This is a genomic window from Paenibacillus sp. JT22N1 (assembly GCF_059692155.1).
This window is the reverse complement of sequence record NZ_JCAUAW010000036.1, coordinates 1-25,046: the sequence shown is the minus strand read 5'-3', so window position 1 is coordinate 25,046 and position 25,046 is coordinate 1. Positions and strand designations below refer to the sequence as shown.

Here is a 25,046-nt window from a genome sequence, read left to right as displayed (position 1 = left end):
CTTGGCCCCCTCCATTATGCCATATGCTGTGCAGCAAGGCGCATGATCTCTTCTTCAGTTGCTTTATTTCCTTCTACAATGCCTGTAAGGCGTCCTTCACACATGACCATGATTCGGTCTGACATCCCTAACAGTTCGGGCATTTCAGAAGAGATCATGATAATACTTTTCCCCTGCTTCGCAAGGTCAGCGATGATGGAGTAAATTTCGAATTTAGCACCTACGTCAATTCCCCGTGTCGGTTCATCAAGCAGAAGCACGTCCGGTTCTGTGAGCAGCCATCTGGCTAGCAGCACCTTTTGTTGATTACCACCTGACAGGTTCTTAATCAGCGCGTGCATATTCGGTGTCTTCACCCGAAGCATTTCGATACTTCGTTCGACTTCTACTTTACGTTTAGCTTCGTTAATGAAGCCTAGTGGATTCATATATCTGCCCAAATTCGCAATCACGGTGTTCTCAAGAACAGATAATACGGGGAAAATTCCCGTTACACGACGCTCTTCTGTGAGCAAAGCGATTTTCTGCTTAATAGCATCGATCGGCGACTTGAGCTTCACTTGCTTGCCATGCATGAAAATGCTGCCGGAAGCAACACCTCTCATCCCGAACAAAGCTTCGATCAACTCCGTCCGCTGAGCACCAACAAGACCGCCGACTCCAAGAATCTCACCCTTACGAAGATCAAAGGATACATTCTTAAATGATCTTGGAATGACAGAAGTCAGTCCTTCGACTTTCATTAATACACCGTTCGGCACATTGCTGCGCTCAGGGAAACGCTCCTTCAGATCTCGTCCGACCATCTTCGAAATAATCATGTCGGTCGTTAACTCCGACGATGCCCACGTACCAATCTTGGTACCGTCGCGCATAATCGTCACTTCATCTGAAATTTCGAGAATTTCTTCCATTTTATGTGAAATATAGATGATCGAAACGCCACGACTTCTCAGGTCGCGAATGATGCGAAACAGCTGCTCAACTTCGTTACCCGTTAGTGAAGAAGTCGGCTCATCCATAACAATGACTTTCGAATTGAATGACACAGCCTTGGCAATTTCAATGGATTGCACCTTAGAAACAGATAACGTCCCTACCAGTGTATCCGGCTTAATATCCATCTGTAGCTGTTTGAACAAATTCTCTGTATCTTTACGCATCTTCTTGTGATCCACTAATTTCAAAGGTCCGATCCCTTTTAGTGGAAATCTGCCAAGCCAGATATTCTCCATTACGTTACGATGAGGAACTGGATGAAGCTCTTGATGGATCATGGAAATGCCGTTCTCTAAAGCATCTTTCGAACTTTGAATGGAAACGACTTCGCCATTCAATTTGATTTCTCCACCATCCGGCTTATAAATACCGAACAAGCATTTCATCAGTGTCGATTTGCCCGCACCGTTCTCTCCCATCAGCGCATGCACGCTTCCCGGGCGAACTTTGAGGGTAACGTTATCCAGCGCTTTGACGCCGGGGAATTCTTTGGAGATTTGATTCATTTCCAATAAATAGTCATTTACAGTCATGGTAACTCCCCCTACAGCTCACGATAATCCCCACAGTGAAGCCTTTCTTCGTTTTCTCTTTAGCTTTGCATGGGTTCCCAAATAAGGAAGGCAAGAGCGCCCGCGTATGATACATCGCTGCTCTTGCCCGCTTCTATTCGGATTACTTCGCTTCGTTCATGTTAGCTTTTGTAATCTTTTTGTAGGAAATCCATACATATTTACCGTCCGTTACATCGTAGCCTGTTGTTTCTTTGCTAGGTGTTTTACCGTTAGCAAGTGCTGCTGCTACATTCGTTGTTGCTGCACCTTGGTTTTTCGCATCGTTCAGAACCGTTCCGAGCAATGTTCCATCGCTAAGCGCTTGAAGAGCAGGAGCTGTAGCATCTACGCCTACAACCGGTAAGAATTTGTTATCTTTGAAATAGCCTTTTGCTTTCAAAGCTTCGATAGCGCCAAGAGCCATATCATCGTTGTTCGCAAGAACAGCTTCGATTTTGCTTTCGCTGGAAGCTAGGAATGCTGCCATTTTTTCTTGACCTTTAACGCGGTCCCACATAGCTGTATCTTCCGCTACTTTTTCTACACCCAGACCAGCATCTGTGATCGCTTGGATGGAGAACTTCGTGCGAAGCTCAGCATCTTGATGTCCTGGCTCGCCTTTCAGCATAACGTATTGAATTTTACCGTCTTTGTTTTTATCCGCTTCTGGGTGAGCTTTGAAGTAGTCAACCAGCAGTTGGCCTTCCATCGTACCGGATTGCTCTGCTTTAGCGCCTACGTAGTAAACTTTATCCCATTTCTTCATGTCGTCAGCAAGAGGCTCACGGTTCAAGAAAACAACTGGAACGTTTGCAGCTTTTGCTTTATCGATGATAACGCCTGCCGCTGTACGGTCAACTGCATTAATCGCTAGAGCGTTTACTTTTTTCGTGATGAAAAGATCGACTTTATCATTTTGTGTTGGTTGTGAATTCTGGCTGTCAACGATATCAACTGTTGCTTTATCTTTAGCAGCATCAGAGATCGCGGCGCGAACACCAGACATGAATGTATCGTCAAATTTGTAGATGGCTACACCAATTGTTGGTTTTTTAGCTGTGTCTGCAGCTTTTGGAGTTGCTGCTGCACCTGTAGTTGCTGCTGGAGCTGGTGAAGGTGTTGCTGCTTTATTGCCACAGCCTGCCACGGTTGCAACCAATGCGCCTGCTACTGCAAGAGTAATCAATTTTTTCAAGATAAGACCCTCCCTAAAAGGTTGTGTTGTGTATTTACATTCCTTACTATAATGGATTCAATTACCGAAACAAATGCAATATCCTCATATGTTCTATCAAAATTCTCATCACTTTATAAAAGGGAACAGCAGCTTCTGATTATCCGACCAGAACATATTATCCAAGTCAATGGCTTTAATCCCTGTATCCACGCGGCTGGGGACCTTCTTCCCATTCGAAGCTTCAACCGCGTTCTTTACACCCAAATACCCGATACTGAAAGGATTCTGAATGATCGTCGCTTGGATGACACCCTCTTGCAGCAGCTCCAGCTCTTCGGATGTGCTATCGAATGTGATGATTTTCACTTTGTCCTGCAGGTTCATACTTTGAATCGCATGCGCAACGCCAATGGACGAGATTTCGTTCAGAGCAACAATCCCGTCTAATTGGGGATACTTCTCCATCATGTTACGGGTTAGCTGCGCAGCAAGCTCATAATCAGTCATACTGTAAACCTTATCAATCACCTTAACATCCGGGTATTTAGATAATTCTTCCAAAAGACCTTGTTCCCGAAGCTCTGTATTGCGCTCTCCTTGCATAAAGCTAACAATAGCAATATCACCGCTTGTCCCAGCCAGCTTGATGAGCTGTTTGCCTGCCAATTGCCCCGCCTCATAATTATTAGCCCCGATAAAGCTCTTAGCTTTACGTGTCTCCACTTCAGAGTCTATCGTGATGACAGGAATTCCTCGCATGGACGCATCATCCACAACCTCAGACAATTGCTTATAACTGTTAGGAGCCAACACAATGGCGTCCGGTCCGCTGCTGATCGATTGCTCCATTAAAGCGATTTGCCCCTTCACGTCCGCTTCATCGCCAGGTGCACGGAAATCCAGCGCAACATCAAACTCCTTCGCGGCCACCTCAGCGCCGATTTTCACCGTCTTCCAGTAATCCCCGTTTTGGCTTCGGAGTACAACCTCAAAATGTTTTTTCTGCTCGGTTGGTGTGGTCTCCGTTTGTTTGGAACAGGAGGACATGGAGATGACGGCTACCAGGATGGCAAATAGTAGGGGTCTTACTTTCATTGTTTTATCCATGGCTTCTCCTCCCTATTCATCTTCCAAGACTAAAGGAATCCAAATCTTGACGGTAGTTCCTTCTTCCAGCTCACTTTCAACCTTGACCCCATACTCCGAACCGAAGTATAACTGGATACGCTCATGCACATTTCGCAGGCCTACACCGGACCCTTTTTCACTTTTCACCTGACCGGTCAGGATGTTTTTTAGCGTTTCTTCTGACATACCGACACCGTTATCCCGAATCTCGAATAGGATCTTCTCTTTGTCCTTGCCGACCGATATGTGAATGAGGCCTTCGTCCACCATATATTCAATGCCATGATAGAGCGCGTTTTCCACAAAAGGTTGTAAAATCAATTTCAACGTCTTGTAGGGCAGTACCTCATCATCTACCTGAATCTCGTAATCGAACTTATCCTTATACCGCATCTTCTGGATGATCAAATAATTCCGAATGTGCTCGATCTCTTCCCCGATTGAAATGATATTCTTACCCTTGCTCAGCGATATCCTGAAAAACTTAGACAAGGATGTGATAGTTTTGACGACGTCTTCATTCTTTCCATTACCGACCATCCGAACAACGGAATTGAGTGTATTGTACAAAAAATGCGGATTAATCTGAGACTGCAGTACCTCCAGCTCATTCTTCCGCTTCGTCTCCTGCTCATGGATACTTTGATCCATCAGCTCACGAACCCGTGAGACCATCAGATTGAATCTCCGCGAAAGCTGCTCCACTTCATCAGCGCCCCGAACATGAATATAGGTGTCAAAATGGCCCTTTTCGACCATTTCCATCGACTTCTTCAGTCGCTTAATAGGCTGCGAAATACGCGCAGACATAAAGGACGAGATCAACAAAATGAAAACAAGGACAATGACGAGAAGCCAAATCATGAACGTACTGATTTCCTTGCGTGTTGTAACCATTTCATCCATGTAAGAGACGCCAATAATTTTCCAACCGATGTTATTAACCGTCCTGACCACATTCAGCCGCGACTCGCCATCGCTGACATCCATGTATTTTCCATACGAAAATTTGAGCGCTTGCTCCACATTTTCATACTTCAAGCCAATATAAATAAGCTGCTGCTGCGGGTGATAGACAATGTTTCCGGCAGAGTCATCGATGATGTATACATAGCCTTTTTTGCCAAGAGAAACCGTACGAAACACGTCATCCAGCGTCTTGAAATTAACATCTACGAGCAGCACAGCCTCCACCCATTTCCCATCCTTTTCAATGGAAACGCCTTTGCTCATGGAAACGACCCATTTATAAGGATCCTTGAACAGATTCTGTATATGCGGTAGGGAAAAAGTGAGATGGTTTGGATTATCCAGCGCAGACTTAAACCACGACTGCTCGAGAAGACGCGTATTTTTGCGCATTTCGGTCGTGGGAATGCCGGTTACTAGTCCGCCATCTGCTGTAAAAAGGTGAATAGAGACAATATCCTCACGCGTGCTCGCGATCGTTTCCAACTGCTCGAGCAGCTTGTCCGTAGGAATGCCACGACTCTTAGCAATTTTCGCATCGACAACCTCGAAGGTGTCCGCCATGCCTTTAATATAATGTTCTAAGTTAAACTGTACCTGCTCAATCACCTGCTGCGTATTCAAAAAAGCACTCTCTTCCGCCGTTCTAGAAAATTTATTATAAAGCACTAGCGAGACGATCAACATGACGATCACCGTAATCAAAATAAACGACATCGTAATCGTAAATTGAATGCTCTTCACTCTCATCGTGTCCAGCAGTACGTTATACAAAGCCTCGAATAGCGTTCTCACTTTACGTTTCAAACTTTACCACCCACTCCTTTAACACTAAAGCCCTTTGGAACTGTTGTTACGGTACTCTTTGGGGGAAACACCGACATTTTTGCGGAACGAAAAGCTGAAATAATTGGCATCGGCATAGCCAACCTTCTCCGCGATCTCAAGTGCCTTCATATCCGTAGAACGCAAGAGCTCCTTGGCCGCTTCCATACGAATATGGTTCAAATAGTTCACGAAGGTCATTTTCGTCTCTTTTTTGAAAATACTGCTGAAATACCCCGCGCTAATATGCAGGTGGCCGCACACTTTATTAATCGTAATATCCCCTTCATGATAGTGGCTCTTCGTATAATCCTTGGCCATTTCGACCAGGTTCTTGTACGTATATTGACGATCCGTCGCGATATGATTCATCATGCTGGCACATAGTTCGGCAAGCCAATGCTTGGCTTCTTCCAAGGATGTGAATTTATTAATCTCAGTAAAAGGAATAAAATGATCGCCAAATACCTCATCGACGTTAAGGTTTGAGTCCTTGGCTGCTTTCAGAATACAAGTCAATATTTCGAGTAAATAAATTTGGTAGTCCTTAACGGAAACACCGCCCTCAATCCCTTGAAAAAGCTCATCCATCGTCTCCCGAATCTCCTGACTCGTCCCGACCTTAATGCAGCGCGTCAAGGCATGCTCCTTCACATCGTCAAAACGAATCTTCTCTACGTTTCGCTTTTCCACATCATCGATGTAGATCATGCGGTTGTTGCCTAAGATAAGCCTGTAGTCGAGCGCCAACACGGCATCTTCATACGAATAACTAATCTTGGTTATGTCTTTCATAACAGTTCCGATTCCAACGGTAAGCGTAAACTTCAAATATTTCTCTACATTCTGGCGTACTTCTTCCAGCACCTTCATTGTTTCTTGAAGCGCAGCTTCTCTGTCTGTGCTCTCCCTCGCGGCTAGTACAACCACTTGATCGTTATGCATGAAAACAAGGCCAAGACGCCGTTTATCGGCGATCTCCTCGGTAATATTCAGCAGGGCAAAATATTTCAACGCCTGATCCTCGGAATATTTCAAAGAAACGGACTTCGCCAGCTCGCCGCGATTCTCCAAATCCTCTTCATGAATGAGCACCCCGTCGATACTTAGCACCGCTACAACATAGCTATTCCCACTGAGATCAATCCCATAGTTCGCCGCCTTCTCGTACACTTCATCGCGCGGGAGTTTTCGGTTCATAAGCGTTGCTAGGAAATTTTCCTTAAGCACAGGCATACTCTTGCGGTAATGCTCCTTCAGCAGCTGTACATTTTCCCGATGAGACACTTCCTCCTGAATCTGCTCCTTCACCTTTAGCAAAGCATTGATCAGCTCTTGCGCGGAAAAAGGCTTCAGCACATATTCATCAATGTGCAGCTTAATCGCCTTTTGGGCATATTCGAACTCATCATGTCCCGTAAGAATGATCAGCTTAATCGTTGGAAAACGCTCACGGACCGCTTCAGCTAGTTGGAGCCCATTCATAAATGGCATCTGAATATCCGTCACAACCACGTCCGGCTGCAGTCGCTCAACCATTTCCAGCGCTTCCCTACCGTTCTCCGCCTTCTCTATCACTTCAAAGCCAATCGCTTCCCAATTTATCTCACGGACGACACCTTCTCGCACGTCCTCTTCGTCATCCACTAATAGCAGCTTGTACATGTCAGTCCTCCTAAAGCTTTCCTTATAAAAAGCTTACTTCGTAAGCGCTTCTCGTAAGCGTATTCTTAATAAACATCATTGTACTAACTGCCTATGGAATAAACAACTGGTTGATGCTCTCATCAGGAAATAATGGTAAAAATCACCTTTAGTCTGTTAAACTTGAGAAAGAGTAAAGCAAACCCATTAAATATGCATCAAACTGGGACAATCTCCTGCTTAGCATCGTGCGGCCTTACGGTATTAAACATTAATTGAGCCGTCGTTGGACTCGGCCTTCGCGACCAAACTTCACTCAGCGTCGCTGGAGAGGCCCCTAACGAAAAAAATAACAAATCGACGTTCCCTCAGTAGACAGGAATTGTCGTAAAACTGCTTACAAGACAGGAATTACAATAAAACTGCTCTCACAAACAAGGAGGAAGCCCCATTGGATTTCGCACAAATAGGACGAATCGCTTCACTTATTAAAGCAAACGTAGGTAAGGTCATTGTTGGCAAGGACGATACCGTCGAGCTTATGGTCATCGCCCTCATTGCTTCCGGGCATGTGCTGCTTGAGGATGTCCCCGGTACAGGGAAAACTCAGCTAGCTAAAGCGCTAGCCCGCTCCCTCGACGGCACAATGAAGCGCATCCAGTTCACGCCCGACTTGCTGCCGTCAGATGTAAGCGGCATCAATTTCTTCAACCAGAAGCTGGGCGAATTCGAATTCCGCCCAGGGCCGTTATTCGCTCACATCGTGCTTGCCGATGAGATTAACCGCGCGACGCCGCGCACGCAGTCCAGCTTGCTGGAAAGCATGGAGGAACGCCAAGTGAGCATCGACGGTGAAACGCGCATGCTCGAAGCTCCGTTCCTCGTCATTGCCACGCAGAACCCTGTCGAGAATCAGGGGACGTTCCCCCTGCCGGAAGCTCAGCTCGACCGCTTCCTGATGAAGCTCTCACTGGGCTATCCTTCCGCAGCCGAGCAGGTCCAGATCTTGAAGCGCTACCAGCAGCATGATCCACTTGATCAGCTGCTGCCGGTTGTGGGCCGTGCTGAGCTGCTCGAAGCTCAGCACTTGTTCACGCAGGTGCGCGTCAGCGACGAGCTGCTGCAGTACATCGTGCAGCTCGCGGAAGCGACGCGCTCGCATGCAGATGCCGCGCTTGGCGTCAGCCCCCGCGGCGTTCGCGCCTTGATGAAGTCGGCGCAAGTGTACGCGGCGCTTCGCGGCCGCGACTACGTGCTGCCTGACGACATCAAAGCGCTGGTGGGGCCCGTCTGGGCGCATCGCATCCTGCTGCGTACGCGTTCGCGCCAACAAGACCAACAGGTGCATGCCCTGCTGGTCAGTATTCTTGCAGCTACCCCCGTTCCTACGGAAGTGAAGCTGGGGTAGCCGATGAGCATTAGCTGGATTCTCATCATCACTGTCGCTCTGTTCCTCCTCCAGCATCAGTTATTTGCCCGCTGGGGGTTTCGCGGGCTTCGCATTGAGCGAACCTTCAGTACGACGCATTGCCATGCCGGAGACGACATTGTCATGATCGAAACGATCGTTAATCGCAAGCTAGCACCGATTCCTTGGCTTCGCTTGGAATCAACGATTCATGCGGGGCTCCACTTTGCGAAGATGAGCAATCTCGCAGTGAGCAGCGGAGCTCTTTTCCAAAATCATCGCAGTCTGTTCAGCCTTATGCCCTATACAAAAATAGTCCGACGACACGGGGTACACTGTGCGAAGCGAGGTTGGTATAAGCTCGAAACGGTCGCCGCTTCAATGGGAGACTTGGTTGGTGTGCAAGCTGCTTCTTCGATCCACCGCATGCAGTTGGAGCTTCTTGTTTACCCTCGCTTGGTAAGCAGAGATGACATCCCACTCCTCTCCAGCCGATGGCAAGGCGATATAACCGTCAAACGCTGGATCATGCCAGATCCGTTCCTCGTTTCCGGCGCTCGGGAATATCGTTTTGGGGATACGATGAACAGCATCCACTGGAAAGCGACAGCACGCAGCCAGAAACTCCAAGTATATAATCGAGATTTCACTGCTGACCCTAGGTTGCTTTTGGCCGTAAATACACAAATAACGGAAACGATGTGGGATGCTGTGACCGATCCCGAGCTTGTTGAGAAAGCTCTCTCGTACGCAGCTACACTTGCTGAATATGCCGTAAGCCAAGGAATTCCTGTTGGTTTCGGCTACAACGGCTCTCTGCAGGGTCAACCTGGAGTTCCCGTGTACCTCGCCCCCGAAGGTGGTTGGCCACATTTGGAACACCTTTTCGAAACGATGGCTAAGCTTGCGATCTCCTGCTCTCGCTCCTTCGAAGACTTCCTGGATTATGGAATCGAGCAAGAAGGGACCGCGATGGACATCATCCTGCTGACTTCTTTCGTATCTAAGGGGATCGAAGAAAGTATTGAGCGTCTTGAATCGTTAGGACATTCTGTTTTTATCATCCCCTTGCAGCACAGCCTTCTTGAGCTGAACGGAGAGGAGGTAGGTGTTTCCAATGTTAGCGCCCATTCAAACTCCTTCTCAACGAGCTAATCTTAATTTTCTTGTGAGAGAATTCGGTTTAGCGATCTTGTACGGTTTACTCGAACTCATTATCTTCTTTCCGATTATAGTTCTAATTCAGGTCTATGTGTCTGAGACCTTACTCTGGATGACTTGCTTACAGTTTTTGCTCTGTTATGTGTTCGGCTGCTTCTTTGGACGTATAAAATGGCTAACTCGTACTCTCTATGAGTTAATGCTTTGTGCGGGAGCAGGTTTAACGATTACCTACCTCCTGCAAGGCAACAACTGGCATGCCTGGACCTGCGCAGCCATCGGGTTAATATTTGTATATCGCGGAATTCGGTGCACCAAGGATGGATGGCTCTCGCTCTTCCCTGCGAGCATATTTGTTACCGCAGGTTTGGTTTATTTCGTAGGTGTCCCCATTATGGGACGGTTGGATCTTTTCCATCCGTATATAGGTTGGATGAATGGATTCGGGTTTTGTTCGCTGGTCATTTTTTTCTTAGCTACGAATCGTGCTCAGCTCCTTAGCGCCACGTTAGCAGGCAATGAACGTGCTGCAGCATCGTCATTATCTGAGTCAGTGAAGCGCTCAAGCCGCATTTGGTTAATCACATTAATTGCTTGCATCGCAGCTGTTGCCTATTTTCAGCAATTGCAACAAGGAATCAGCTCTCTTCTTCGTGCTTCGATCGCTTGGCTGCTGCGCCTTTTGCAGTCCGAACCGTCGTCTGATCAGCCGCTAGAGCCAAGTCCTTCAGCACAACCACAGCCACTTCTGCCTCCTGCTCCCACTGGCGAACCAAGCTGGTTTGACATGCTGCTTCATTATGCCCAAGTTATTTTCGGCTATCTCATTGTCATCGCCCTTATCCTTGGCGCCATTTATATCATCATTGCCAAGCTGACACCTGCTCTGGTCTCGCTTATCCGGCGCTTGATGAACCGTTCATTTAGCAGCAAGAAAGGCGAGGGAACCGAAGGATTCACGGATGAAAAAGAGAATCTTCTAGCGTGGAAAGAACTACCGCGTATGTGGTGGCAGCAAACGATGAAGAGCTGGTCGAGGGGGAAAGTAAATGAGCCAAAATGGTCGCATTTGCCTAACAATCGGGAACGCATCCGTTTCCTTTACCGAGTGTTGATCCAGCAAGCAGCTGAGGGTGGCTATACTTACAATAAAGCCCATACCCCAAATGAAACAGAACGGGAGCTATCGAACCAGTATCAGCTGTCTAACCATGCCGTTCATGCCATAACAACAGCTTATAACCAAGCACGATATAGAGATGACGATGTATCTGATTTAGAGCTTGATCAAGTACTGCAAACTCTTGACCCTCTTATTCGCAATCAATTGAAATGAACACCTTAAAACAAAAAGAGGCTGCGCAGCAAACAACTGCTCAGCCTCTTCCTTTTATACTTTTATGAACATTTATCCGACTCTTCGCAATCCCACACCCCATCCCAGCATGCACATTCAAAAATATCAGTCACACTTTTGCACGCGGCTGCATATACATAATTGTTTGAATACATTCGACTGAGGTGGTTTTGAGATGTTAGCATTAAAAACCGGTTGTGAAAAAGAAGAAGTCGTTCACACATTATGTGAAATGGGATTGGATCAAATCGCAAAATGGATCATGGTATTACCTGAAGACAGGTGGGAAAGCATGTTTCTCTCAACATGGCCAACACTTGCTAAAAAATGCGGCTTCAACAGATAAGCTGCTTTTCTTTTACATAAACATACGAAAGACCATGTTGGCATTTTGCTCTGTGCAATCCTTGCATAGAGCCTTTTTTGTCGTCATGGCCGTAAAACTCAATTATTTGTTTGGTGACCATCTTTTTAGCTTATGAATATTTCGTGTAAAGAGGCCTGTAAGAAACCGCGGAAAACCAAACTCAACCAGCTTCTGCTTCACCCGATCCTTCATCTGCTCTACGGTTAAATCAGGCAAAGTGAATTCACCGTTTTGGTAGCAATGACTGCAGTATACCTTGCTCTTCATGCCAGACTTCTCTGTTCCTCCGCCTTGCTCATCACGAGCGAGCGGCATCCCGCAGCTTTGACAGTTTTTATAGGTGTCCATATTTTTTTTACTCCTCCTAGAGCTTCTCCTATTATCATACCAACAAAGCATTCAATTGCAATGAAAAGCTGACTATTATCTATTCAAGCGCTTTCAGAGCAGGATAGTAGCCACCTTCAAGCGAATCTACTAGAGATAGATATAGTTGTCAATTTCAATTAGAATAGTAATAGTAAAACTTTAAGGAGGACTGTTGTGAAGCCCGTCACAGTGAAAGATTTGGTTGAGCGATTCTCGCTCGAAGTGCTTGCCGGACATTCGGAACTGCACCGCCAGATTACCAAAACAAAGGCACATCGCCCTGGACTTGAATTTGTCGGCTATTTTGAATATTTCCCGCAAGCGCACGTTCAGTTGTTAGGCAGGAAAGAAATTACCTATTTGCACAGTCTCAGCGAGAACGAAAGAAATCTTCATATCGGTAATATTGTCAAATATCACCCGCCTTGTTTCGTCGTGACGAGAGACCAAGAAGGCTTGAAATATTTAACCAAATATTGCGAAGAAGAGAAAATCCCACTCCTCCGTACGGCTTCCCCTACGAGTAAGTTTCAGGACTTAGTTGATTTGTATTTGAGTAAATCGCTCGCTCAGGAGATTGCCGTTCACGGTGTTTGCGTCAATGTCTCGGGGATCGGCATTCTACTTCGCGGTAAATCTGGGGTTGGCAAGAGTGAAACCGCCCACACTTTAATTCACAGAGGGCATCGCCTTGTTGCCGATGATATTGTCGTACTGAAGAAGATCAGCCCCGAGACCCTGCTAGGTACCCACAATGGGAAGACGAAGGAATTCCTGGCGCTGCGCAGCATCGGACTGATTAACGTCTCGCGGCTTTACGGCCGCAAAGCTTTCCAGGACGAAACGCGGATCGTACTCGATATTGAGCTTACGAAGTGGCAGGAGCATGCGCTCAACAACGACTTGGAGCTTGAACCCTGTTTCACCGAGTATATGGATATCAAAATTCCACATATTGAAATCCAACTACAGCCTGGACGTGATGTTGCCGGACTCGTTGAAGCTGCAGCCAACAACTGGTATTTGCGTCAGCAAGGGTACCGTGCTGCCGAGGAATTCATGCAGCGTCTGCAAAATGACACCGATTAAAAGAAGCCGCACCATCCTAAGATGAGGCGGCTTACTTATTTAGCTTTTTCTCTTTTCGTTAACCAAGTCGGGGTATTGATCCTAACCGTGATATCATCGAGGTCGCCATGATCAAGATTTTTCCAACCTCTCTCCTGCCATAGCTGATACGGATACAGGATAAATGAAAGCCCCATCATGATGAGGAATATATGATAGTGCTTCACACTGATAAGATCCGCTATGCCAAGCTTTTCCTCAATCCGATGAAACACAAAGGCATAAAAGGCATCTAACAACAGATTAGCAATCACATATAACCAAAACCGCCCAAAAGTAAAGTGAAAAACCCACATCGTTCCGACAAGAAAAATCCCATAGGCAAAGGCTGTATTTGTCACATAGCCCCATGGAACGATGGCATCTTTTAATATCCACAACTTATATGTATAGCCAATCTCATACACGATCGTGACCAAAAGAGCGGAGAAAATACAGACAGGCATATACCTGTAAATACTTTTCTTCTTCATCAAAAATAAAGATAACCAAGGTAGAACAAATCCTGACCAAAGCAGCAATTTACTAAACATGAGGACAACCCTCCCATGGTTCTGGTTACTTCTACCATGCCCCAGGTTCATCCAGCATATGCATGATTTAGGGTCTAGCCATACTATGGCTGACAGTTCGAAGCTTACGGGTACCGTCCTAAAACATCATTTGGTATCGAAAGCTGTTAGTGGAGGTGCTTCTTATGCGCAAAAGATTAACAATCACGATACTATCTATTACCCTAGTCGTTTTGATGCTTTGTGGGTGGACGGCCTATGCGGCAACTTCACCTAACACATCGACTTCGACTTCCGTCCTAGGGACATTCAAATCCATCGCTTCGGATGCTGTCACTGTAAACACAAATACCGGTGATCAAACAATTCCATTAGCCAAATCCGTATGGGTTTACCGTAATGATCAAAAGGCTCAACTGGCTGATTTAAAGCCTGGGGATCAGATCGAACTAATCGTTAATAGCAAGCAGCAGGCTGCCTATGTGAAAGCGACCTCAACTAGTGCTGTAACACCCGTGACTGAAGCTGTACCAGCGACACCAGTGACCCCTGAGCCTACGTCGACACCAGCTTCATCGGTAACGAGCGAGCAACCTGCAGCAGTTGTGCCCAATGGACCAGTATCCAACACACAACCAACTTCCCAGCAAAATAATGAGGTTTATCCTAACTTGGAGGACATCGACCTGAAGGTGGATGGTAAGCATTTCAAACTGCATATTACACAAACCAAGGGTGCGAATGGCATCTTGTATGATCTGAATATTAAGCCTGAAAATAGCGGTACGATTCATCTCAAAGGTGACCAAGCCGCCGTATGGATCAAAATGCTGCTTGCTTCCGTCGACCTCAAATCTTCCAATGCTGAGCAGGCATTAACACAGCTGCTTGCCGAGCACTATAACTTGGATGCAACTAAACTAAATATCCATATGAAAACCAAATGGGAGCAAGAACAAGCGCCCAATACGGTAAAGCAGCAGGATTCCCAAAAAGATGAGAGCGCGCAAAAAGATGATGACGAAGATGAAGATAAAGACAAAAATAAAGACAAAGACGACAAAGTCAAGTACAAAGATAACGATAAAAGCAACAGCAATAACAACAAAGAAAATAACAACACTAAATCCAAAGCGCACGGTAACAATGAACATTCAGGAAAAAACGATGATAACAAAAAGAGTGAAAAGCAGAATCGCAGCAACCACAATGATGACTAACTCATAAAACAGAAGTCCCGAACTTTTGTGCAAAAATGATGCACTTTTTACAGGTTCTAACACCGTAGAAGGCCCGCCATCACAATAAAAGCCGCCGATATCCAATAAGGATGTCGACGGCTTTTTGCAGCTTATCTTTTCTTCCCCTTGCCATGTCCGTGCTGACTTTCTTTTTTGTTTTCCTTATCGTCCTGGTCTGACTCTTCAGATGAGTTCGAATCCTTAGCAGTTTGAGCCTCTGCCCCCACAAACGGCATATCAAAAGGCACAATAGGTGCCTGGGCCAAGGCCCGATTCATTATCTCGCGAAATAAAACAGCAGGAACAGCTCCGCCGGATGTCGTTAAGTAGTGCTCTTTATCCGTACGATCATAACCAACCCACACCGCAGCCGTTAGCTCCGGTGTGTAACCAACGAACCACGCATCTTTAGCGCTTCCGCTGCCTAAGCCTTCGAATTCCTTCGTCTGCGGCAGCTGCGTTGTACCAGATTTACCTGCAACGGGGCGATTCATAGCGGCATTCTTACCTGTTCCCTGCGCAACAGCCACTTGTAGCATTGACGTCATCGCATAGGCTGTTTCCGGCTGCATCACGGGAACCCCCTTCGTGCTTGCCCCAACAAGTATATGACCGCTGCTCGTCTCGATCTTCGTGATGGTATGCGCTTGATGCAGAACCCCCTTGTCGGCGAAGGCGCTGAATGCTTGCGCCATCTGTAACGGTGACACCCCTTCTGAGAGTCCGCCAAGTGCGATGCCAAGCTGACGATCCTGAGCTGGTAAAGTAATGCCCAGAGATTTAGCAAATTGGAGTCCACGATCAATCCCTATCTCGTGAAGCAGCCACACGGCCGGCACGTTCCAAGAAGAAACAACAGCCTCTTGCATCGTCACCTGCCCTCTCGTTCGGTGATCCCAATCTTGTGGTTGGTAACCTTCGATGTTCAATGGACCATCATATAAGATCGAATTTGGCTTATAGCCATTCTCCATCGCGGGTCCATAGACAACAATCGGCTTAAAAGATGACCCAGGCTGTCTCTTCAACTGCGTTGCACGGCTAAACCCACGGAAGACTCCTTCTCCTCGTCCTCCAGCTAAGGCGCGAATCCCACCGGTTCGCTGATCTACGATTGCAGCTCCGCTTTGAATGAGCTGATCTGGCTTGCTTTCCGGAAATAGACTATCGTCTTTAAAAACATCCGCAACTACATTCTGCACAGAAGGATCTAGCTCCGTCGTGATTCGCAAGCCGCCGGTCAACAACTGTTCTTCTGTAAAACCATACTCATTAACAGCTTCATTAATGACCGCATCCACATAGGCCGGATAGCGTCCCTTCAACTCATTGCCTTTATCGGATTTAACGACACCTAGCGGTGAAGCTTTGGCTTTCTCGTAGTCCTGCGCGGTGATTTTACCTTCATCGCGCATCAGTACAAGCACAGTATTCCTACGCTCGAGTGCCTGACCTTCATCCTTAAAAGGTGAGTACCTGCTAGGAGCCTTAGGAAGAGCGGCAAGAACTGCTGCCTCTGGCAAGGTTAGATCCTTCACATTTTTGTTAAAGTACGTTCTAGCTGCTCCCTGTACCCCCCAGCTCCCTTCCCCGAAATAAATGCTGTTTAAGTACATCTCCAGAATTTCATTTTTACTGTAGGTTGTATCTATTTTAATCGCATAAGCGGCTTCTCTCAGCTTTCGACCCAGTGTTTTGTCCGCATTGAGAAACAGATTACGGGCCAACTGCTGCGTAATCGTACTGGCTCCCTCCGAATAGCTTCCTCGCAACACATCGCGAGCAACCGCACGGAAGATAGATCTGACATCAATCCCCGTGTGCTCATAGAATCTTTTATCTTCCACAGCCACAACCGCATCCGTCAACACCTTCGGTAATTGTGAAAACTGGACAGGCTCAATTTTTGAAGCAGATAACTGCGAAGCTGGTTTACCGTTCTTATCCAGCACAAGTGTTGACTCTGGCAGCGGCTGGCTTAACTTCGATACATCGAGTCCACGAATGTAGGAATAACAAGCCACGAATACAATCACACAACCCATCAGTACAATAACGCTGAAAATTTGCCAAAACCTTTTTTTCTTCCAAAATGCTTTAAACATCTTACCTTCCTCCTTACGTACGCTTATATATATTCGCAGGATTCCTGCAGTTAGCGACGCACGAGGGAAAGGAACTCTTACCAATTTTAACGACGAATAAAGCCCCCCAGCACATAAAAACAACTGAAGGGCCCCTAATTTAAAATTTATTATTTTTAAGCGATTGAGGTCGGTGCTCCGAAAATACTGGTGTATCCGCTGATGCTGCCCAGGATACGCTCCGCTTCCTCATCGTTCATGGAACCATATCGTTCCACGGCATCGACGATTTTAGGGAACAAATGAATGTCTCCTGCGCTTGCGAATCCACACACACCAGGAAAAGACAACACAAAATGCACACAAGCATCTATCATCTGCTGCTGGTCAAACGGTTCATACCATGTCGCATAAGGGCGCTTCTCCCCTTCTCCCCACGGAGCCTTAGCAATCGCTTTGATGACCCTGATAGCTGCATTTTGCTTATTGGCTTCTTCCATGAGTGCATCGAAAGCTTCCCGATACTCCGGCAGACTATACATATAATAATTGAGAGGCAGGAGCACGGTTGCGAAAGGAAATCGATGTAACGCTTCCAAATGTACACTCGGAGCATCATGCCCATGTCCAGTTATGCCAATCTCCTTAACAATACCTTCCGCTTGCGCTTCCAAGGCTGCCTCCAAAGCACCGCCTTTTTCTGTGCAGCGGTCTAACTCCTCCATAGAGCCTACCGCATGCAGTTGAAGTAAGTCTACAGAATCAACCCGCATCCGTTCCAGAGAACGATAAATTTCTTCTTTCGCTTCCTTCTTCGTTCTTTGCCCTGTTTTCGTAGCTAGGAAAATATCCTTGCGAATTTGACTGATCATAGGACCCATACGGACTTCGGCATCCCCATAACTGGCAGCTGTATCAAAATGGTTAACCCCATGCTGCAAGGCAAAAGAGATGGATGCATCCGCTTCCTCTTGCGTAACATTCCCGAGACTTGCTGCACCAAACATAACGACTGAGCTTTCGTAATTCAAACGACCTATTGTTCGTTTCAACATGAATGAAGTGCTCCTTCCTTATTGTTCTTACTCTTCTCCACCATATCATTTACTTGGCCAAGAATACAGTTTTTCACTGAAACTAGATGCAAAAAAGTTTTTGGATATAAACATCCAAAAACTTTTTACTCATACGTCAATGTATGCCAATTAATACGTTGCCCCTTGCAAGAACTTAACTCGTTCACCCATTGGCGGAATTTCGTTGCCATCCACAATAACTTCAACAACCACAGGACCTCCATGAGAAAGCCACTCTTGCACATGCTCTCCCTGTAGTTGATCCAGAGATCTAACCTCGGCATGACGCAAGCCAAGCGATTGGGCAACACCTGCAATACTAACTCTCTCTTGTGAAAAGTCTTCCAGACATCTTTTGTACTGCAGCATATGACCATGATAAACCATCCCGAGACGGGCATTGTTAATGACGACAAATAGGATCGGAAGGTTGTATTCCTTAGCGGTTAGCACTTCGAGACCATGCATGAAGAAACAGCCATCGCCTGTAATACAGATTGTTGGTCGAGTCGGTTCCGCTAATTGTGCTCCTAATGAACCTCCGATTCCAGAGCCCATGCCTCCGAAATTGATATCAATATCGAATTCTTGTCCGCTCTCGATCAATAAGTTTTGGATCGAATAGGTCATGAATTCACCGATATCTAGGAAGAATCGAGCATTCTTCGGTGCTGTTGCACTGAGACGACGGATCGCCGACAACGTATTCCATTTCTCTTCGTCATGTTCGGAAGCTGCAGCTGCTTCGCTTAGCCCTTGGAATGCCTCGCTTGCATATGATTTATCTTGTGTATCAGCCGAAAGCTGATCTAATAATTCCGCAATGACAAGCTTGATTTCACCATGTACAGGATACTGGGTTTCGTAGCACTTTCCTAATTCACTTTGATCGTAATCGATGTGAATGAGCTCTCTACCCGCAACCAATTGCGGTTCCCAGTTGCTTGTTGCCAGCTCGCCTAAGCTTGAACCGATGATCAGCAGTACTTCATGATCGTTACCGTTCAGGTACTCACTCGCTTTGATATTCGCTGATAAGCCATATATCCCTAAGGAAAGCGGATGATTTTCGGGAAAGGCTCCTTTACCGCGTGGTGTTGTTGCCACTTTCCACTCAAGTGTTTCAGCCAACTGTACGATGCTGTCAGAGGATGCTTTTGCGCCATTACCCAGCAGAATCGCTCCACGCAGACCTGCTGCTTTGATTCGCTTAGCAGCCGCTTGAGCTGCTGCCAAATCCATCGTGGGCTGCTGAACTGGTGGTAACACCGGAAGTTCTCTTTCGCCAATATCCGTCATTTGAATATCAATAGGAATCGCCAAATGCACAGGACCTGGCACGCCGCTAATCGCTGTGTAATAGGCCTCTGCCAGAATCTCTGGCAGTTGATTAGGGTCTAGAACCGTCCGGCTCATCTTCGTAATCGATGCAAAGATCGGCTCCGCATACAGCTCTTGCGCGCCCCCCTTGCCCATTTTACCAGATGGCACTGAGCCTGTGATGAATATAACAGGAAGCTTCTGCTTCCAAGCATTCGCAGCCGGAGTCACGAGGTTCGTCGCTCCCGGTCCGCTAGATGCCACGCAAATCGACGGAAGTCCTGTAATTCTCGTATAAGCACCTGCCATGTAGCCGGAGCTGTTCTCATGCTTAGCTACAATCGGCTTAAGCTCAGGAATGTCCAAAAGGGCGTCATAGATCGCATTGATTGAGCCTGCTGGAATACCGAATACATATCGCACACCTTGCTGCACTAAAAATCTCAATCCTACTTCAATCGCCCGCATATTGGTTACTCCCTTCCTTTAGGTAAAGTAAATTTGAATACCGAACCTTGACCTTCGGTGCTCTCGAACCAAATCCGACCGCCATGCAGTTCGATAAGCTGTTTTGAAATCGCAAGACCTAGGCCTGTCCCATTAATTTGATTATTGGCTTGATAGAATTTCGTGAAAATGTTTTTCTGCTTCTCATAAGGGATACCGATACCGCTATCATGTACTTCAACCGTAAGTACCGTTTCTTCGAAAATCGTTTTAATGGTAATCACACCCATAGGTGGTGTAAATTTAATCGCATTGGAAAGTAAATTCAATAAAATCTGCAGAATGCGTTGTTTATCGACGCTTACAATCGTATCCGTTTCTGCGTCCGATTCTACAACTAGAATCAGCTTCTTCTTATTGATTAAAGACTGTACAATATGAACGGATTCCTTGATGATTTCTTTGAAATCAGCTTCGGTATACACCAATTCAAATTTACCGTTTTCCATTTTAGCGAAATCCAGCAATTCATTCACTTGATCCAGCAAACGCTCGATCGACTTGGACGCAATATCTAGTAAATCCTTCTGCGAATCGTTGAGACCACCAAGAATTCCTTTGCTTAGTATGTCTACAGATCCTTTAACCGCTGTAATCGGCGTACGCAGCTCATGCGAAAGTGTCGCGATGAAATCGCTTTTCAACTCATTCAGATGCTCTAGCTCTCGTACTAGACCCTCTAGCTTGAAGTTAGCATGCTGCAGCTCTATAGAACGCTCATTGACGGAGTGATCCAATGTCTCCGTATGCTGGGCATTCGAAAGCGCGGTAGCTGTAGCATCAGAAATCGATTGGCAGAATTCCAATATGCTTGCTTCATACTTCCTTGGTTTCCCGATAGATGGAATCGCAACGACACCGTATACGGAACCTTTGGCCACAAGCGGAAACACCATAATACTCCGGATATCAAAAGAGACGAAGGCTTTATGATTAGGCCGCGGATCCGCGTACACATCCTCGATTGCCGCTGATTTCTTCTGAGTAATGACTTCATACAAAAGGCGGTCATTTTCAATAGTTAACTTGACTTCTCTATGCTTAACCTTCCATTCGTCAACCGTTACATTCTCAGAAGACAATTGGTAGGGCTCAATGGTATGCTCTTTTTCATTATACAGATGAATACCGATATCCTTAGACCCACTGGCTTTACGCATGTAGTGGAAAAAAGTGTTCAGAACATCTTTGACCGACAATGACTCCGATAAAGCTTTCGTCGCGTCAAGAAGAAGCTGCTGTTTCTCCATCAGAAGCTGCCGTTGTTCGAACATGCGGATGTTGCGAATCGCCACACTTGCCATGTTAACAAAAGCTTCCGTAACTTCCATCTGCTCCTGAGTAATATTCATCGGTTTTCCGAAATCGTGGACGAAGACAAGCCCAAACACGTCATTTTCTACAATGACGGGAATTCCGAGGATCGATTTAATTTTTAACAATTGTCTCTTGGATTGATCCAATCTCAGGTCAATACTCGTATCTGAGATATAGTCGCTAGCTTGGTTGCGCAAAATATCCCTGACAAACTCATCTTCTCTGGGATCAATGAGCAGCTCCGTTATATCCACGGGCAATTTATTGCCTTTATATCCTTGAAAAGTACCATCCGGCTGTTTCAAGAAAAAACCAACAAGATCTGCTTGAGTTATCTCTCCTGCTATCGCGTCAACGAAGACTTGCAGGATTTCTGACATTTCAAACTGAGAATTAATGACCTTCGTCATTTGAAATAATTTTTGAAAACTTTTCAATTCCATGACCATGCCCCACCTATTCCCCTTTTATTAGCGAATCTTTATTTGATGTCTTCCATTATTCTTGGCCCCAAGAAGTGCAGAATCAGCTTGCATAATGATTTGATCGAACGAGGTAGGGTCGAAATTATTCGTCAACCCTATGCTCACTGAAAATTCCTGTGATTTATGCGTTGCCAGGCTAACCTTTAAGCCGTCGACAGCCTTAATGATACTATCTGCAATCTCTACACAGTTCACTTCATTTTGGAGTAAGACCAAGAACTCGTCCCCGCCATACCGAAAGGCTAGATCATGCTCGCAAGAGATTTTCGACGTTATGATCGTTGCTACTTCTCTCAAGACTTGATCTCCAACCAAATGACCATAGTTATCATTAATGTCCTTAAAATAATCCATATCGACCATCATAGCGGCTTGAAATTGCTTGGTTCCCTCTTTGATCATCCGAATGGTAATATCCAAGTATGCTCGATTATATAAACCAGTTAGCGCATCCACATACACCAATTTGGCTAATTGTTTATTGTCTTTCTTCAAATTTTTAACCTTCGCTTTTTGGTGGAGGGCAATTTCAACCTTCCGTTCCAGCACATCCAGATCGAATGGTTTGGTCAAATAATCAATAGCTCCTAAACGAAGTCCTTGTAAAATGTCTTCCTTCTGTGCATTTGCAGATAAGAAAATAATTGGGATATCAAAGTCGCTATCGGCTATTAATTGTTTGCATATTTCAAATCCAGTCACTTCAGGCATCATCACATCAAGTAAAATAAGATCAGGTGCCGTCTCTTTGACCATGGAGAATGCTTCTTTACCATCCTCAACCGTGATGATTTCATAATGTAATGAATTTAAAAATATACGCAGTATATTTAAATTATGGGGTTCGTCATCGACGATAAGAATGCGACATTTCATTAATCTATCCCAGCTTTCATTACTAAAATAGTTACATATTGATAACTTATTATCCATTCATTTGCATTTGCTCATCGATGATACTTAAGAAAATCCGTACTAATTCGTCATCAAACTGTTTGCCTGCGTGAATAAGAAGTTGTTCCCTGACTTCATGCACATGCAGCGAATCTCGGTATACTCTCGTAGAAGTCATAGCATCAAATGCATCTGCAATACTTACAATGCGGACAAGCAAGGGAATCTCTTCACCTTGTAGATTGTCTGGATATCCTCTCCCATCCATGCGTTCATGATGCCATTTTACAATCGGCAGAAGATGCTCAACATCCGGCAAATCCTTTAGCAGCTCATAGCCAATTACAGGATGCTGGCGAATAACATTAAATTCTTCATCTGATAACCGCCCAGGTTTCATCAAAATATGATCGGGAATTGCTATTTTTCCAATGTCATGCAAAAGAGCCCCTAACTTCAGGCGTTCCAGTTCAGCCTCACTTACCCCCGCCTTTGCTCCAAGTAAAGTAGAGTAGAAAGCGACATTATAACAGTGATCGACCGTGAAGCTATCTTTAACCCTCAATGTATTAAAAAGATTCTCGTAAGCTTTCTGTTTCAGCACTTGTCTCCGGAATTGAATCTTTTTAATCAATTGCTCCATATGCAGTTTAATGAGGTTGCACAGATGCAATTGATCCTCTGTAAGTTGGATATCAGAAGGAAATGAGAATAATAAAGCCCCGTAAGAATGACCATGCTTTATATGAAAACCGTATATACATTCGTATTTACTCATTATAAGATAATTTTTTATATGACTTTCTGCCTTATGTACAGATAAACGTATCCCATCGGGATTTCGGATAAAAAACTGAGTTTGGAGCACTATTTGCTGTAACTGGTCCATGACTGCGGTACTAATATTAACCGAATAAGATGCTGGGGTGCTCTGATGTTTCTCGTCTATAAGAAAGAGAGAGATATGTTCGCAGCCAATTGTTTTCTTGGCGATATCACTCAATTGTCCGATCGATTCGAAGATGGAATCAGAATTTATCACATTTTTAAAAAACAATGAATTCTGCATAGATGTACCTCTTATTCTTCTCAAATAAACTTCCCCAACTATTTAATTAGTACTAGTTCTTCTTAATAAGGAGATTCTCCTCTATTATAAATAAAAATTTCCATTATTTTAATACTTTTTTACTCATATCGCTATATAATTACTCGCTTTTTGTTAATTTCTTGGATTATTCTCTCGATTTCTGTCAGATAACCTGAAAAGATCCCGCACCAAAAGCAAAAAGGCCTGCCCCTTTCTAATGAATAGGCTGACCTTTTCTAGTTATAAAGATCTAGTTACCTGACATAATAGGTTTAATAAGTGATAACAAGAGCTGTGTGTCCTCTTTACTAATTTGGGAGAAGGGGTTGGACGGATTGTTGAGAACTAGTAGGATCTGCTCGATGTCGATTGCTGTATATCCTGTAAAGTAATTATACTTTAATCCAGCTTTCACTTGCTCCTCTGTTGAATAGTCGTTCAAAGACAGAAGAGGTAGGATATCCGAAACGCATATTAATATCTGACTACAGATTATCAGATACCGTAACCGCTATTACGTATTTACATTCATTTTAAACTACACTCCTCAGTGCGATATATATGTTGTCATGCATATTCGACACCATATGACAAATCCCTTTATTTGAATACAAAAAGCCGCTCCCGATACATCCGAGAAAACTGTAGGAAAACACAAAAAAGCATAATCTAGCAGTGAAATCACTACTAGATTATGCTTTGCTATGATCGGGACGACACGATTTGAACATGCGACCCCCTGCTCCCAAAGCAGGTGCTCTACCAAGCTGAGCTACGTCCCGAAAGTAATATGTATTTCTAAAAAAAAATGGCGCGCCCTGAGAGATTCGAACTCCCGACCTTTTGATTCGTAGTCAAATACTCTATCCAGCTGAGCTAAGGGCGCTTAATAAATGGAGCGGAAGACGGGGATCGAACCCGCGACCCTCGCCTTGGCAAGGCGATGCTCTACCGCTGAGCCACTTCCGCATAGGGATCCCCAAGCCGTATAGTACGACTTGGGGATGATTGATGCGCGTAGAGGGACTTGAACCCCCACGGTCGCCCGCTAGATCCTAAGTCTAGTGCGTCTGCCAATTCCGCCATACGCGCATGCTGTAAATAAGGCAAAAAATGGTGAGTCATGTAGGATTCGAACCTACGACACCCTGATTAAAAGTCAGGTGCTCTACCAACTGAGCTAATGACTCGCATCATTGGTTGCGGGGGCAGGATTTGAACCTGCGGCCTTCGGGTTATGAGCCCGACGAGCTACCGGGCTGCTCCACCCCGCGTCATAGATAAATGTTATCCCTACATTCTTACTAATACCCTTGCGGGTACTGCTTGGCAACGTTCTACTCTCCCAGAACCCTGCGGTTCAAGTACCATCGACGCTGGAGGGCTTAACGGTCGTGTTCGAGATGGGAACGCGTGGGTCCCCTCCGCCATCAT

At 45.5% G+C, this 25,046-nt stretch carries 19 protein-coding genes, 6 tRNA genes and 1 rRNA gene; 6 read left to right on the top strand and 20 right to left on the bottom strand.

From position 1 onward, the window contains the following. Positions 1 to 14: 14 nt before the first annotated feature. From AC58UU_RS37245 to AC58UU_RS37225, 5 genes are all read right to left on the bottom strand, one after another. Positions 15 to 1,532 (bottom strand): sugar ABC transporter ATP-binding protein, encoded by a 1,518-nt coding sequence (locus AC58UU_RS37245; RefSeq protein WP_497322470.1) that lies wholly within the window; start codon positions 1,530 to 1,532, stop codon positions 15 to 17. Positions 1,533 to 1,674: 142 nt separating this feature from the next. Next, a complete protein-coding gene (locus AC58UU_RS37240; RefSeq protein WP_497322469.1) occupies positions 1,675 to 2,748 on the bottom strand; it encodes a galactose ABC transporter substrate-binding protein in 1,074 nt (357 codons plus the stop codon). A 108-nt stretch (positions 2,749 to 2,856) separates the two neighbouring features. Next, complete coding sequence (locus AC58UU_RS37235) at positions 2,857 to 3,837, bottom strand: substrate-binding domain-containing protein (protein WP_497322467.1); 981 nt, start codon at positions 3,835 to 3,837, stop codon at positions 2,857 to 2,859. Between the two features lie 12 nt (positions 3,838 to 3,849). After that, the gene (locus AC58UU_RS37230; protein ID WP_497322496.1) at positions 3,850 to 5,577 is read right to left on the bottom strand and encodes a cache domain-containing sensor histidine kinase; all 1,728 of its coding nucleotides are present in this window, start codon (positions 5,575 to 5,577) and stop codon (positions 3,850 to 3,852) included. Positions 5,578 to 5,658: 81 nt separating this feature from the next. After that, positions 5,659 to 7,317, bottom strand: coding sequence for a response regulator (locus AC58UU_RS37225; RefSeq protein WP_497322465.1), 1,659 nt, complete (start codon positions 7,315 to 7,317; stop codon positions 5,659 to 5,661). A gap of 430 nt (positions 7,318 to 7,747) precedes the next feature. Between AC58UU_RS37225 and AC58UU_RS37220 the strand changes: the two genes are divergently transcribed. The 4 genes from AC58UU_RS37220 to AC58UU_RS37205 all read left to right on the top strand — a co-directional run bounded on the left by AC58UU_RS37220 (position 7,748) and on the right by AC58UU_RS37205 (position 11,568). Further along, the gene (locus AC58UU_RS37220; protein ID WP_497322464.1) at positions 7,748 to 8,704 is read left to right on the top strand and encodes an AAA family ATPase; all 957 of its coding nucleotides are present in this window, start codon (positions 7,748 to 7,750) and stop codon (positions 8,702 to 8,704) included. A gap of 3 nt (positions 8,705 to 8,707) precedes the next feature. Then, positions 8,708 to 9,859 carry a DUF58 domain-containing protein gene (locus AC58UU_RS37215; protein ID WP_497322463.1) on the top strand — a complete coding sequence of 384 codons (1,152 nt, stop codon included), beginning with the start codon at positions 8,708 to 8,710 and terminating at the stop codon, positions 9,857 to 9,859. Next, entirely contained in the window at positions 9,822 to 11,201 is a 1,380-nt protein-coding gene (locus tag AC58UU_RS37210; protein ID WP_497322462.1) for a DUF4129 domain-containing protein, read from the top strand. Before AC58UU_RS37215 ends, AC58UU_RS37210 begins: the two co-directional genes overlap by 38 nt. 196 nt (positions 11,202 to 11,397) lie before the next feature. Continuing rightward, the gene (locus AC58UU_RS37205) at positions 11,398 to 11,568 is read left to right on the top strand and encodes a hypothetical protein (RefSeq protein ID WP_156389969.1); all 171 of its coding nucleotides are present in this window, start codon (positions 11,398 to 11,400) and stop codon (positions 11,566 to 11,568) included. 102 nt (positions 11,569 to 11,670) lie between these two features. Here the strand turns inward: AC58UU_RS37205 and AC58UU_RS37200 are convergent, their stop codons facing one another. Further along, positions 11,671 to 11,937 (bottom strand): zinc ribbon domain-containing protein, encoded by a 267-nt coding sequence (locus tag AC58UU_RS37200; protein WP_171642674.1) that lies wholly within the window; start codon positions 11,935 to 11,937, stop codon positions 11,671 to 11,673. A gap of 195 nt (positions 11,938 to 12,132) precedes the next feature. Here AC58UU_RS37200 and hprK point away from each other — a divergent pair, with 195 nt between their 5' ends. Further along, positions 12,133 to 13,047: an HPr(Ser) kinase/phosphatase gene (gene hprK, locus AC58UU_RS37195; RefSeq protein WP_497322461.1), complete on the top strand. Its 915-nt coding sequence runs from the start codon at positions 12,133 to 12,135 to the stop codon at positions 13,045 to 13,047. A gap of 35 nt (positions 13,048 to 13,082) precedes the next feature. On the opposite strand, the gene AC58UU_RS37190 is transcribed toward hprK, so the two are convergent. Further along, on the bottom strand, positions 13,083 to 13,619 hold the full coding sequence (locus AC58UU_RS37190; protein WP_497322460.1) for a hypothetical protein: 537 nt from the start codon (positions 13,617 to 13,619) through the stop codon (positions 13,083 to 13,085). A gap of 164 nt (positions 13,620 to 13,783) precedes the next feature. On the opposite strand from AC58UU_RS37190, the gene AC58UU_RS37185 reads away from it, so the two are divergent. Then, positions 13,784 to 14,818 carry a hypothetical protein gene (locus AC58UU_RS37185; RefSeq protein WP_497322459.1) on the top strand — a complete coding sequence of 345 codons (1,035 nt, stop codon included), beginning with the start codon at positions 13,784 to 13,786 and terminating at the stop codon, positions 14,816 to 14,818. A gap of 131 nt (positions 14,819 to 14,949) precedes the next feature. Here AC58UU_RS37185 and AC58UU_RS37180 read toward each other — a convergent pair whose 3' ends face one another. The 13 genes from AC58UU_RS37180 to rrf form a co-directional block, all read right to left on the bottom strand. Then, complete coding sequence (locus AC58UU_RS37180) at positions 14,950 to 16,944, bottom strand: transglycosylase domain-containing protein (RefSeq protein ID WP_497322458.1); 1,995 nt, start codon at positions 16,942 to 16,944, stop codon at positions 14,950 to 14,952. Between the two features lie 155 nt (positions 16,945 to 17,099). Further along, complete coding sequence (locus AC58UU_RS37175; RefSeq protein ID WP_497322457.1) at positions 17,100 to 17,978, bottom strand: aldo/keto reductase; 879 nt, start codon at positions 17,976 to 17,978, stop codon at positions 17,100 to 17,102. Positions 17,979 to 18,128: 150 nt separating this feature from the next. Then, on the bottom strand, positions 18,129 to 19,787 hold the full coding sequence (locus AC58UU_RS37170) for a thiamine pyrophosphate-binding protein (protein WP_497322455.1): 1,659 nt from the start codon (positions 19,785 to 19,787) through the stop codon (positions 18,129 to 18,131). 5 nt (positions 19,788 to 19,792) lie between these two features. Beyond that, the gene (locus tag AC58UU_RS37165; RefSeq protein WP_497322454.1) at positions 19,793 to 21,586 is read right to left on the bottom strand and encodes a GAF domain-containing sensor histidine kinase; all 1,794 of its coding nucleotides are present in this window, start codon (positions 21,584 to 21,586) and stop codon (positions 19,793 to 19,795) included. A 27-nt stretch (positions 21,587 to 21,613) separates the two neighbouring features. Next, complete coding sequence (locus AC58UU_RS37160) at positions 21,614 to 22,504, bottom strand: GGDEF domain-containing response regulator (RefSeq protein ID WP_497322453.1); 891 nt, start codon at positions 22,502 to 22,504, stop codon at positions 21,614 to 21,616. A 49-nt stretch (positions 22,505 to 22,553) separates the two neighbouring features. Next, positions 22,554 to 23,591, bottom strand: coding sequence for an HD-GYP domain-containing protein (locus AC58UU_RS37155; RefSeq protein ID WP_497322452.1), 1,038 nt, complete (start codon positions 23,589 to 23,591; stop codon positions 22,554 to 22,556). A 729-nt stretch (positions 23,592 to 24,320) separates the two neighbouring features. Further along, positions 24,321 to 24,394, bottom strand: a tRNA-Pro gene (locus tag AC58UU_RS37150). 27 nt (positions 24,395 to 24,421) lie between these two features. After that, positions 24,422 to 24,498 (bottom strand) — tRNA-Arg (locus AC58UU_RS37145). Between the two features lie 8 nt (positions 24,499 to 24,506). Continuing rightward, positions 24,507 to 24,581 (bottom strand) — tRNA-Gly (locus AC58UU_RS37140). Between the two features lie 43 nt (positions 24,582 to 24,624). Then, positions 24,625 to 24,704, bottom strand: a tRNA-Leu gene (locus AC58UU_RS37135). Positions 24,705 to 24,726: 22 nt separating this feature from the next. Continuing rightward, positions 24,727 to 24,802: transfer RNA gene (locus AC58UU_RS37130), tRNA-Lys, on the bottom strand. A gap of 7 nt (positions 24,803 to 24,809) precedes the next feature. Further along, positions 24,810 to 24,886: transfer RNA gene (locus tag AC58UU_RS37125), tRNA-Met, on the bottom strand. 50 nt (positions 24,887 to 24,936) lie between these two features. Next, a 5S ribosomal RNA gene (gene rrf / locus AC58UU_RS37120) occupies positions 24,937 to 25,046 on the bottom strand; the annotation flags it as partial.